Origin of the sequence: Chamaesiphon polymorphus CCALA 037 (assembly GCF_003003845.1) — a bacterium.
Classification (GTDB): Bacteria; Cyanobacteriota; Cyanobacteriia; order Cyanobacteriales; family Chamaesiphonaceae; genus Chamaesiphon; species Chamaesiphon polymorphus.
The window spans coordinates 1-12,746 of sequence record NZ_PVWO01000125.1; the positions used below are offsets into that span (position 1 = coordinate 1).

10 protein-coding genes are annotated in these 12,746 nt (G+C 44.7%); all 10 read left to right on the plus strand.

Annotated elements, in window-relative coordinates; translation table 11 throughout:
- The first annotated feature begins 47 nt into the window (after positions 1-47).
- The 10 genes from C7B77_RS11810 (at position 48) to lanM (ending at position 12,579) form a co-directional block, all read left to right on the plus strand.
- Positions 48-395: a Nif11-like leader peptide family natural product precursor gene (locus C7B77_RS11810; protein ID WP_106304550.1), complete on the plus strand. Its 348-nt coding sequence runs from the start codon at positions 48-50 to the stop codon at positions 393-395.
- Between the two features lie 265 nt (positions 396-660).
- Positions 661-1,008, plus strand: a complete 348-nt coding sequence (locus C7B77_RS11815) for a Nif11-like leader peptide family natural product precursor (RefSeq protein ID WP_106304553.1) — start codon at positions 661-663, stop codon at positions 1,006-1,008.
- A gap of 73 nt (positions 1,009-1,081) precedes the next feature.
- Positions 1,082-2,539, plus strand: a complete 1,458-nt coding sequence (locus C7B77_RS11820) for an MBL fold metallo-hydrolase (protein WP_106304555.1) — start codon at positions 1,082-1,084, stop codon at positions 2,537-2,539.
- A gap of 19 nt (positions 2,540-2,558) precedes the next feature.
- Positions 2,559-3,206, plus strand: a complete 648-nt coding sequence (locus C7B77_RS11825) for a 2OG-Fe(II) oxygenase (protein WP_106304558.1) — start codon at positions 2,559-2,561, stop codon at positions 3,204-3,206.
- A 9-nt stretch (positions 3,207-3,215) separates the two neighbouring features.
- Positions 3,216-4,946, plus strand: coding sequence for a 2OG-Fe(II) oxygenase (locus tag C7B77_RS11830; RefSeq protein ID WP_106304561.1), 1,731 nt, complete (start codon positions 3,216-3,218; stop codon positions 4,944-4,946).
- A 21-nt stretch (positions 4,947-4,967) separates the two neighbouring features.
- The gene (locus C7B77_RS11835) at positions 4,968-6,782 is read left to right on the plus strand and encodes a hypothetical protein (protein WP_106304564.1); all 1,815 of its coding nucleotides are present in this window, start codon (positions 4,968-4,970) and stop codon (positions 6,780-6,782) included.
- Positions 6,779-7,891, plus strand: coding sequence for a quinone oxidoreductase family protein (locus tag C7B77_RS11840; RefSeq protein WP_106304567.1), 1,113 nt, complete (start codon positions 6,779-6,781; stop codon positions 7,889-7,891). The genes C7B77_RS11835 and C7B77_RS11840 overlap by 4 nt, the downstream gene beginning before the upstream one ends.
- 12 nt (positions 7,892-7,903) lie before the next feature.
- The gene (locus C7B77_RS11845) at positions 7,904-9,385 is read left to right on the plus strand and encodes an MBL fold metallo-hydrolase (protein ID WP_106304570.1); all 1,482 of its coding nucleotides are present in this window, start codon (positions 7,904-7,906) and stop codon (positions 9,383-9,385) included.
- Positions 9,386-9,401: 16 nt separating this feature from the next.
- The gene (locus C7B77_RS11850) at positions 9,402-10,592 is read left to right on the plus strand and encodes a cupin domain-containing protein (protein WP_106304573.1); all 1,191 of its coding nucleotides are present in this window, start codon (positions 9,402-9,404) and stop codon (positions 10,590-10,592) included.
- A 13-nt stretch (positions 10,593-10,605) separates the two neighbouring features.
- A complete protein-coding gene (lanM, locus tag C7B77_RS11855; RefSeq protein WP_106304576.1) occupies positions 10,606-12,579 on the plus strand; it encodes a type 2 lanthipeptide synthetase LanM in 1,974 nt (657 codons plus the stop codon).
- The last annotated feature ends 167 nt before the right edge of the window (positions 12,580-12,746 follow it).

Genomic DNA, 12,746 nt, shown 5'->3' on the forward strand with positions numbered 1-12,746 from the left:
AATGTAGAGACAGTTCATTTTGATAACCTTTTGAAGGGAGATTGCTAATGAGTACTCAATCCGTTACTCAGTTTTTAGAAAGAGTAGAAACAGACGAACAGTTGCAAGAAGAGCTAGCTCAAATTATTGAGTCAGCCGCTAATAGCGCGACCGATGGTGCCGATCGACAAGGTGCTACGGAATTAGGGAAAAAATATGGCTTTGATTTCTCCTCCGAAGAACTTTGGGCAGAAATCAAAAACCGCCAAGACCAATTCAAACAGCGTCAAGGCAGTGGCGAATTGAGCGATGAAGAGTTAGAAGCAGTAGCTGGTGGCGGTGAAATTTGGATCACTACCATATTTACGGCTACTACAGCTATTGCTACTGCTGTAATTCCCAAAATTAAGTGGTAAGCCAATTTAGTCTAGTTTAGCTATTCGTGTCTCCTGCCAAATTCAGCAGGAGACTATATTTAGCTATTGTAGAATCGAGCTTTGAATGCACGATCGCATCGTTCGGGATACCAGAGATTGGTTCTGGGTAATCAATTTTAGCGATCCCAGCCGATCGATGCAAGAAATTTTTAATTACCTTAACAAGATTTTCGGAAATAACTTTTTAATCGATCGCAATTCTTATCGAAATATTTTGTTGTATTAATATTAATGGAGATTGCCAATGAGTACTCAATCCGTTACTCAGTTTTTAGCAAGAGTAGAAACCGACGAACAATTGCAAGAAGAGCTAGCTCAAATTATTGAGTCAACCGCTAATAGCGCGACCGATGGTGCCGACAGACAAGGTGCTACGGAATTAGGGAAAAAATATGGCTTTGATTTTTCCTCCGAAGAACTGTGGGCAGAAATTAAAAATCGCCAAGACCAATTCAAACAGCGTCAAGGTAGTGGCGAATTGAGCGATGACGAATTAGAAGCAGTGGCTGGTGGCGGTGAAATTTGGATTACCACTGTCATTACTTCGACAGCAACTATCGGTAGAGCCATATATCCCAAAATTAAGTGGTAAGACAATTAGCCGATCGAGTCGCCTGCTAAATTTAGCAGGCGACTATATCTAGCTATGTAGAATAGAGGTTTAGATGGATAATAAAATTGCTTTTGCGACAGGTGCCCAACTATATACAGTCAATGCTAGCGATCGACTGTGTTCGGCGATTCAGCCTTTTATTCAAGAAATTTTTAATTATTTAAGTAGTTCGACCAATTTTGAACAGGCGATCCTCCACGCCAAAAATAAGCATAAAAAAATAGCCGATCTCTTTTTTGAGATCGAGCCAAGCCGAGTATCGGAAAGCTTCTCTTTAAAAAAACAATTTTTGATCCCTCCAGAAAATCCGCTGGCAGCCTTGTTTTTTGAAAATGCGAAAATACCTAGTTTTTTAGGTCAGAAAGGCTTTGAAAAACTGCAAGACGAATCAATTTTACCCCAGCTCAAGCATCTGTTTTATCTGTGCGGGCAGTCAAATTTGTCGTATCAGCAAATTTGTCAGCAAGTCAGCGATGGGACGATCGATTTATTAGATCGATGGCTCAAATATCGGATCGTGCGAGAGCAACCTGACGATCTCCAACACATCGGCGATCTCACAGTACCGGGAGTAGTGCGGCTCCAGCACGCATCGTTACTGTATCGCAGCAAAACTACCGGAGTTTTGGTAGATCCTCATCTCCACTCCAATTATGGGCTGCCCACGCTCGCGTCAGATATTACTCGCGCCAAACTTGAAGGTTTGGTCGATGCGATTGTCATTTCCCACAGTCATTACGACCATTGGCATTATCCGACGCTGATGATGTTTCCTGCCGATATCCCCATCATCGTGCCCAAAGTGCCCCAAGGAACGATGACTTGCGAAGATATGGCCGCTCGTTTGATAAGCTTGGGGTTTGAGAATGTGATTGCGGTTGATTGGTATGCAGAGCCGATTAGAGTTGGTGACATCGATATTCATGTGTTACCGTTTTACGGAGAACAACCGTTAGTTCCAGAATACGATCGCCCTAAATATCCCGAATTGAGAAACTGGGGTAATACTTATCTATTAAAGACCGAAGACTATACCTCTTGGTTTTTAATAGATGCTGGTAACGAACCACAGTATTCCATGGTCGAGGTGGCCGAATACGTCAACCAAAAATTTGGCAGTGTCGATAGTGTCATTAGTAATTTTCAACCCTTATCTTATAACTCGATCGGTACTAATTTATCGAGTTGGGGCATCGATATTGTTGCCAATTTATTAAGCAATCCGCAAATATTTGCGGTGACTAATCAGCGAGAAGGTGGCTATATTTCTACCTTGGGGCCACAGGGTGTAGCCGAAATTTGTGCTGTTGTAAAAGCCAAAGCTTGTTTGCCCTACGCTCACAGTTGGGCGGCATTAGGCAGTTATACCAGTTATGACGAGCAACTCATTCAAGCCACCCAAGCCAAACTCCAGCGGCTAGGCTGCGCGACTGAGGTTATCCCTTGGCACATTGGCGACGGTTATTTTTGTAACAGCAAGGACTCAAGCTGTCAGCCAATATTTGCTTAAAACGTTCTCAGAACCTGCCATGAATATTCAATCTGCCGATCGGTTATTAACCGCGCCCAGTCACATCCCGCAGCCGCGTGGCTATGCCCAACGTTTTGATTGTTTGTCCGCTGCGGAATTACAACACCTCGCCCAGACGATTACCACCTCTCCTTACTTAGCCGCCAGTCAGTTGAGTACCAATTTTCAGGGCAGTCGGGGGTTTTCGGTGATTTTTACTCGATCGGGAATCGATCGTGTTAAAGAACACTTTCCCGGCTTTGCACCCTATCTAGACAAAGCTCTCAAGTCGGCTTGTAATGCCTTCTATCTCAACCCGTTACTGCTCGACGAAGGTATGGGCGTCGAACCCCATGTGGACTGTAGCATCTCTAGTTATGACATGGTACTGACGATCCCCAAAATCGTCAGCGTGCTGTACGTGCAGGTACCTGAAGATACGATCGGTGGCGAACTGATCCTCAAGACAGAGCAGCGTCTCATTGGGACGATCGTCCCGCAAACCAATAAATTAGTTTATTTTTTAGGTCAGTTATTACATTCAGTCAATCCCGTCCATTGCTCGTCGAGCCGTATCAGCCTAATCTGCGAACAATATAATCTTAGCGAAGATAGGCTCAAAAATATTCCCGAATTTGAAATTAAATCTGGGGCTAAGAAATATTAGGAAATAGCTATGAGCCACTCTTTTTTAACAGATTATATAAAACTCGTTCGATCGTATACCTCACCATCGCTAATTTCGGAAGAAACTTGGAATAAAATCAATAATGTAGCTGAGTTTTTGCCAAATAAAATTACTTCTTTTTTTGGATTTGAGTGTCCGTTGGGAATTGCCGCAGCGCAGAGTGATTTCTTAATTTGTGCGGACGATACAGCCGGGACGGGTCGGGAGATATTAGCAGATGAAACTCAATTCCCCACAGCTTTATTGTCCGATCCGGTCTGGCAGCAAGTCACTCAATTTGGTCGAGAGTGGCAGAATGAGACTTCGATCCTTTCTCAGAAAATACATAATGTTTGGCTAGAATTCGATCTAGATGGTACCGAACAGAATTTACCAGTTCCTAGTTGTTTTTTTGGTTCCGAACCGATTTATGCGGCGACGTCGCCCTATGCTAATCCAGCGACGCCTGCTTATCGATGGGTTAGCGAATCTGCTCTAAAACTCCTCTTAAACGATCGGTTGCCAGAGCGAGTAGAAGCCAAACTGTTTCAGTGTTTCGATTGTTTGCCTCCCGAAGCTTATGTGTTTCAGATCGGGCTAATGTTGGCGAGAAATATTAAAGATGCCGTCAGAGTTTGCATTCGTGGCATTGATCCAGGACAAATTGGTGAATATTTGCAACAAATTGGTTGGCCTGGTTCATTAGATATCTTGCAAGAATTTGTAAGCGAACTTGCGGGTTTTGTCGAACGCATCGACTTAGATATCGATATTAGCGATCGAATCTTACCGAAAATTGGATTTGAATGTTATTTTAGCAAGCAACCTAAATTAGAACCGCGATGGCAGATATTTCTGGATTATCTAGTTACTAACAATTTATGTCTGCCGCAAAAACAAGCGGGTTTGTTAACTTATCCTGGTTTTTTGCGAGAAAGTGCCGCACCTAAAGATTGGCCGAGTTATCTGTCGAGATCGGCTCAATTGCTAGAAAATAATGCAGAAGCTGTATTTTTCCGCAAAATACATCATATTAAAATTGTTTATCAAGACGATCGACCTCAATTGGCTAAGGCTTATCTGGCGATGGGCTATCGGTTGATGACTTCAGAATTTGTCGATCGCTGGCGCAAATTTACGAATGCTAGCGTCCAAATCGATAACTTTATCGAGCCAGAAGTACACGATCGCTTGCTAAAATTTGTCCGCGATTCACAGGCACAATTTATTCCTAGCGAAATCGGCATCGACAATACAGCATTAGCAATTCATCGTCGCTCATTGGTGTTAGAGTCATTTCCAGAGTTTGAAACAATACTCAATCAAAAAATTGCCGCCATCTTACCAGATATATTTTCTAAGTTAGGCTTGCCGGATTTCCCGATCGCGCATTTAGAAACACAGCTTACCGCTCACAACGATGGCGATTATTACCGAGTGCATAATGATAGTGGCACGACCGAAAGTAGCGATCGGATTCTTACCTATGTTTATTACTTCTATCGAGAGCCAAAAGCTTTTAACGATGGGGAATTACGAATCTATGAAACAAATCTCAATACACAAATTCATTATGCAGATTCGTTCCAAACGATCGAACCGCGCAATAACAGTATTGTCTTCTTTCCGAGTGCTTACATGCACGAAGTTTTAAAAATTAATTGCCCCTCTCAAGCTTTTGCCGATAGTCGCTTTACAATGAACGGCTGGGTGTGGCGCAAAAAATCGAGTTCGGTTTAATTTAAACATATCTTAAAAACAATGTTAGTATCAGAAATTTTACACGGATTGCCGAATTTTTTAGAATGGATGGTGTTGTTCGATCTGCCTGCGGTGCGGCAATTAACCGACGATGCGATCGTCAGAGGGATGTATCATTTGCCTGAAGATATTGACTTAGATCCCTACTCTCATGCCATTTTGACCAGTCACGGCAGATTTTTAGCTTCTCAAACTCGGCAGTGGTTGAGCGAACCTAATTCGGGGAAGGGTTGGTCGCCAAAAATGATTAAATCTTCGCTCGCAGATCGCTTTGGCGCGCAACTGGCTTTGTTTGATGTCGATGAGTCCCACTGTTTTGGATTGGGAGAACAATCTCCCTTTGCCCCCGTGTTACTCCACGTCAAAATCGATGCAGATGGCTATGGAGCCGCACGAGCGATCTTCGATCGAGAACCCACTCAAAAGCATTACGAGTTGCTGCAAGCCGTAGGCGTGAAGTTTCTAGGCGGCGAAACTCAAGACAACTATTACATCGCGCGCTTCCGCAATCGCCTACCAGTTCACATCCATGCAGGCATTTTGTCCCATTTCAGTCGCACTGGACATTGCAACCTCTTTTTTCTCCAACATGGCAATATCGACTCCCTGTTAGAAGAAGGTTTGCTCAAAGCTGCGGCAGTGCGGATTAAATTTGCGAAAAATCGGGCTTACCAAGCGGTAGCTCAACTTGCCACCGCCGCTTGTCAGGACTCTAATTTGGCGATGACTTGTCAGCCACCCGCACCCGCACCATCTTTTAGCTATGGTAATTTAGTCCCACTAGGATTCGTGCTTCAGGCGTTGAATGTAGCAACTGCCGAGGAGGACGCAGCAGATAATATCGCTGACGCACATCAAAACTTGAGTCAATTTTTGGCAGATAACAGTCAAGACGGACTCTGGGCGTTTCAGACAGGACGTTTGATTACGGCTACCGATTCGGCGTTGGTATTACAAGGCTTTACAGATCCAGCCGCAGTCCAAGCGTTAGAAATATTTGCTGACGGACGCGGTGGTTACTATCCTCAACTCTGGTCGGAGCGCGAAGAAGCGGGCAAAATGCTCTTAGACGAAAGTTGTCGTCACTGGTGTCAAACCGACTATGCGACGACCTGTCTGGTTAGAGGATTGCAACAACAAGCTGGAGTGCCCACGACGACGAGTTTAGCCTATTTAGAGGCGGGTTTTTCCCAACGCAGTGGTTTGTATTTTGCCAATCCTTACTTAGTCGATTATGCTCTGGCTCAAGCCATCGCCACCGATCCGGCGGCGGCATCTTTGCGAGGGCAACTTTTAACCGAGATGCTCGCGAGCATGAATGCCGATTATTCTTTTGGTACTTACGATTTGGCTTTTTCGACGGCGTTAGCGATTCTATCTCTGGCGCGATTGGGGTGTAACGGTCGCACCCTCCGCAGTGCGCAATTACGGTTGTTAGATTTTATCGATACTGAAGGCAAATTCCCCATCGCAACGCCGTTCTACTCTAGCTTGCGCCTCGATGCCCACACCCCGATGAAAAATATCTTGGGATTGTTGTTCGCGCACAAGGTCGCCAGCGACGGGCAACAACAACAAATCAAAAAAGTGGAGGGCGAATATCATAGCATTTCGCTGTATCTCGACACCCATGGAACGATCTCTACGGCAGTCGCCGCTCTAGCCCTAGCGGCAAACTGTAATCCGGCAGCATACGATTTAGATTGGCAGCAGTCCGATCTTCAAGCTATTCATCCCCGCTACCAATGCACCCAGCATTGTGAATATATCGCTAAATTTGCCCTACCTTATTATCTACAGGGAGTGTACGCATGAGAAGTTTAGCTATTTGTGGCGACCATCTCGATCCGCTGGTGAAAACACTCGCAACTGCCAAGATCGAATTAGATGGAGTCCCGTTGGTGGCTGGTTTGCTAGCCACACCAGATCTGGACTTCGATCCGCAATCTTTAGAGCATCGCGATCGAGTCTTAGTCAAAAAACTCGCCTTTTCTTGTAACTATCGCGATAAAGGATTGATGTTGACAGCATCTGCCAAATTACAGCCCGATCGCTATTATACGATCGGTTCGGAATTTGTCGCCGAAGTTGTCGCTGTGGGTGCCGAAGTTACGGATTTAAATATTGGCGATCGCGTCATTGGTAACAATCAGTATCCAGATTCCGGGGTAGCCGGAATAGCCCCTGGGGTACCGACCAATCATGCTTCCAAAGAATACCAAATTTTTCACCCGGTTAAGTTACTAAAAATACCGCCGCAAATGCCCGATGAAATTGCTGCTGTATTTAGTATCGGCGCGCAGACTACTTACAGTATGATTCGCAAACTAAATATTAAACCAGGTAATAATATTTTAGTCACTGCGGGTAAATCGAATACTTCTTTGTTTGCGATCGCAGCTCTGAAGCAACATAACGTCAATGTTTACGTTACCACTACTTCGATCGAATTCGCTCAGAAGTTTTACGATTTAGGTGTAAAGCAAGTAATTGAAGTCGATCTCACCGCCGATAAATTAATTCCACCAGAAATAGCCCGTGTCATCAAACACGAAATCGATGGTTTTGACTGTATTATCGATCCATTCTTCGATCTCCATATTGGCAAAACTATTCAAACCTTAGTCGATGGCGGTCGTTATGTAACTTGCGGTCTCTACCATCAATTTTTGGGCACGGCATTCGAGTATCGCGGATTGGCTCTCAAAGACATCATGACCATCGTCATGCTCAAAAATATTCAAATCATTGGTAATTGTGTCGGTCAAACTTCCGATTTAGCTAATGCGATTGAAGATTATGTGACGGGTAAATTCCCGGTCGCGATCGACTCAGTGTGGAGTGACGATCGCCTCTTCGACTTTTTCAATCGAACCTATCACGCCAAAGATCGATTTGGCAAAGTTGTTTATCGCTATAACTAAACGATCGCAGAGATGAAAATCCAACTAATCGGTCATGCTTCTTTGTTTGTAGAAACTCAAGATTGTCGGGTCTTAATGGATCCGGTCTTTGGCGATACTTTTTGTGATGGTCTCAACGCGACTTGTCCCCAACGCGAAGTATTTGCCGAAAAAATTCCAGAATTTGATTTTCTGGTAATTTCGCATCAACATCTCGATCATTTCGATCTGCCGACATTAGCATCGCTACCTAACAAAAAAGTTGATGTGCTGATTCCCCAAGATCGCACGATCGAAAATTGTCTGCGCCAACTCGGCTATTCGCGAATTTATCCCGTCCGCGATTTTCAGAAAATTAAAGTCGGCTCGACTAAAATGATTCCCACCCGATCGGAAATTCCCGTACCGGAGTATGGGATGATTTTTGCTGACGAGAGCGGGGTGTTTTGGAATGCAGTAGATACCTTATTTGCCCCCCAAACAATTCAACGGATTCGCGCCGAATATCCGCAAATCGACCTATTATTAACGCCTTGGCATATCAGCCTCGAAGGAAAATATCAATACAATCACAATTTTGCTTTCCCTTTTTCGCTGTATAGTTATTTATTCTATTTAATTGGCTTAGTCGGAGCCAAAGCTGTCGTACCAGGGGCGCAAGGGTTTAAATATATCAACGAATCTGCTTGGCAAAATCAAGTAGTTTTCCCCACTACCAGAGAGCGGTTTTGTCACGATCTAAAGCTGGCATTTCCCGAAATTGCAGCTAATATATTAACCTTCGATCCAGGCGATACACTGACGATCGATCGCGAGGATCTGCAATTAGATCGCGAGAACTGCAAGTTTGCTAGAACCATTGTTGACGATCGCGCGTGTTTGGACTTTGTACCTACCAAAATCGGCGTACCCTTAATCGACAGTAATGTCGAAAATCATCCCCTGCCATTTCTGACAGAGCAGATCGAGCGACAAATAGAAGTAGAACTACCGCAGTTTATTACCACTTATCAAAATTCGGTATTTCTAGAACATCGTCATTGGCAAGTAATTTATCAATTAGAAGTAATTTTTCCCGATCGCACTCAAATCTGGTCGATTGACTTTTCTCAACCCAATATTACCGCCGTTAAAGGACGCAATCCGCTGGCTAATCTCTTTACTAGTATTAGTGCATCTTGTTTGTATGCCTTAATGGAAAAACAGCGCGATTGGGACTATTTAGTGTGTAGTGGTGAGTATCGCACCTTCCATAAAATTTATGCAGTCGCTCGTCACGGCATTGTTGCGGCTGAAAATTCTGTACCCAAAGATCCTTTGGAATTAAGATTTCCTTCAGTTTTTATCGCTGGCAAACATCTCGATCGAGAGTTGTCCCAATTAGTAGATCCGCACCAAGCATCATTGCCAGCCGATGAGGATGACAATCCGATGATTGCCGTTGGTAATATTCTGCTCAAGTCTCAAAAAGCGCGTCACCAGCAAACCGATGCCAACGAACTAGTCAAACAATAAATAGGTTGTTTCAACCATGTTAGTAGAAGATTTCGATTTTGAAAAAATAATTTCGCCAATTTCTTTAGATACCTTTATTGCCGATTACTGGGAGCAAAAGCCATTACATATTGCTAGAGAACATCCTACTTATTATCAAGAACTATTCTCTAAGCAGGCTTTGGATTCTGTGTTGTTCTTCTCAACTCCCAAACCACCCCAATTGAGAGTTATTAAAAACCAACAAGAAGTTTTTCCCGATAAATATATCAAGCAAGATGGACAGCTCAATCTCAATCAATTGTATAAACTTTACGATGAAGGCAACACTTTAGTCGTAAACGGACTACATCAACTCTGGTTGCCGCTGACCATTTTGTGTCGCAATCTGCAATTAGCTTTCAATCATACCGTCATCGCAAACTGCTACGCCTCACCCAAACAATCCAAGGGCTTAATGCCCCACTACGATACCCACGATGTGTTCGTACTCCAAATTGAAGGTGCCAAGCAGTGGTTCGTACACGAAGCTCCTCAACCCGTACCGTTGCTCCACAGCGATCAACCGATTATTCCTGAGGGTAAACTTGCCGAACCTTTACATAGCATTTATTTAAAAGCTGGGGACTTGTTATATATTCCGCGCGGTTTCATTCATCACGCGGCTACCGCAGACTCAGCTTCGTCCCTACATCTGACTATCGGTTTGTATGCCACTCAGTGGTTCGATCTGTTAATTCAGGCACTAACTCAAGTGAGCTGTCAACGTGCCGAATTCCGCCAAGCCTTACCCTTGGGCTATCTCCAGCGATCGGAAATTAGAGCCGACCTGAAGGCGCAATTTCAGTCACTGAGCGAAAAGTTCTGTCAAGAGGCCAACTTTGACGCCGCCATCGACATTACGCTCGAAAACTTCATTCGTCAGATGACACCAGTTCCTGACGGTCATTTAAGTCAAGTCGATAATTTAGATAAAGTCACTCTAGAGACGATCGTGGCTAAACGAAAAGGGATGGTTTGTCGGTTAGTCCGCCAAGATCGGTTTATCAGCATCCAGTTTCCAGGCAACACCATTAAAGGCGAAAGTCATCTCCAAGCAGCATTGACGTTTATTACCGATGCCGACTCTAGCTTTAGCGTGGGCGATCTCCCCGATAATCTTACCGATGAGGGCAAAATCGTCTTAATTCGTCGCTTAATTAGAGGCGGACTTTTGTATCAAATTTAGGAGCGATCGTCACATGCAGTCACAAAATCCCGATATCATCGCTTCAATTGTCAGTCATGCGGCTACGCTCTCCGAACGTCTCGACAACTGTCAGGTGTTGCCCCAGCCGCAACCGGATGAAGAACAGATCGCACGGCGGCTAACATCGTGGTCTCAAGCCGTGGCGAAAGGGGATCGCAGTAAATTCGAGCAGCGGTTGGCTTGGGCTGGCTGGGATCTGCCCACAATTGCCCCTTGCTTGGGAGCTGCCGCTCGTTGCGACGCACCGCTACCCGATTGGGCGCAGACCCTCGATCGAGTGCTGCAAATAGCCACAACGACGACGCCAGCCCAACTTTTTGCGCCCCAGCCTTACCTAGATCCCGCAGACCCGATTGCCTTCGAGCATTTTTATCTGCCCTGCGTGCGAGTCGCCCATCTCAAGCTGAATGATTTAGTCAGTACAGAAGACTGGCAATTACTCGCAGAGTCCGCACGCGTGGATTTAGACCGTAGTCTGTTGCGCCGTCTCAATTCGATTGCGACTTGGACGCTACTAGAAGAATTTACGAAATTTCGGTCTTCAGGCAATCCGCTCCAAGATTTTATGTTAATCAAGCTGCGCGGACACGATCGACAAGACAAGTACCAAGCCTTTATCGCCAAGCTATTTGCAGATGGGTTAGTAGCCTTTTTTCAAGAATATAGCGTTTTAGGACGCGCGATCGCCCAGGCGATCGATTTTTGGGTAGAAGCGAATGCCGAGTTTATCCACAGACTCGCTAGAGATAAAGCACAGATCGAGCGAGTATTTGCCGCAGAGCGATCGTTAGGGCAAGTTGTCGATCTTGGGACTGGGTTGTCAGACTCCCACCATCGCGGTCGATTTGTAATTTCTCTGACTTTTGAGACCGGAATGCAACTGGTTTATAAGCCCAAGAGTCTCAATTTAGATGTTGCTTTCTACCGCTTATTAGAGTGGCACAATTCCCATCTACCGCCCTTGCCGCTCAAAGTCCTCAACATCCTCAACTGTCAGCAGTATGGGTGGGTAGAGTATGTCGCCTGTACCGATTGTCAAACCGCAGCAAATGCCAGTCACTTTTATCAAAGAATCGGCATGTTAACGTGCCTGGTTTATGTATTGGAGGGTACAGATTGTCACCATCAAAATCTAGTAGCCTATGGCGAACATCCCGTATTAATCGATTTAGAAGCTTTACTACACCACCGGGTTAAATTAGCCTTACCGCCAGAGCAAAATACACTGGCTGACTCAGTTTTGCGGACGAATATGTTGCCTAATAGCGATATTCAATGGCACGAGAAAACCGATCGACAACTATACGATAATAGTGGTATCGGTGGAGTACATCAGCAAGAGTTATCTATTTTAATCGTCAAACACCTCAATACCAATGCGATGGATCTCGATCGCGAAACGCTGGCTTTCTCCGAAGCAAATTCGCCCACTCTCCAAGGTACGCCGATCTCTCCGGCTGACTATTTAGAAGATGTCTGTAGCGGATTTGAACGCATGTACCGTTTTTTGATGGCACACGATCGCGAATTACTCGCACCAGAGAGTTGTCTCTACGATCTAGCACACCAAACAGTTCGGTTTGTCTTTCGCTCTACATCTACTTACGGGCTGATTCTCCAAAATTCTTATCGCCCAGCATTGCTACGGTCTGGGATCGATCGCAGTATCAGCCTGGAGCTATTGAGTCGGGCATTTGTGCTCGGCGACGGAAAACCTTTGGGTTGGCCGATTCTCAAGGCAGAATTAGACGCCATGGAACAAGGCGATATTCCTTTTTTTGGGGTGGACTCATCCAGCGATGACTTGATTGTTGGCAATGGGGAAGTCGTGCCAAAATTATTTGAAGACCATAGTTTTAAACTAATGTTGCGACGACTCCAAACATTAAGCGAAGTTAACTTAGTCGAGCAAATAGCCACAATCCGCAAGTCACTATCTTCCCGCTTTCAAGATATTGCAGCTTAATAATTGTTAGTAGTTCTATTGTAAGTTTGGCCTAGGTCGGGTTAAAATTAGCACATATTAAAAAACGCTCTCTGGCTTACTGGTTTGAGCCTTTTTTGCATTGACAAATATTACGTTAGAGTTTTTCAATTTAGCAAGATGAAATTACGATGGATATATTTCTCAAC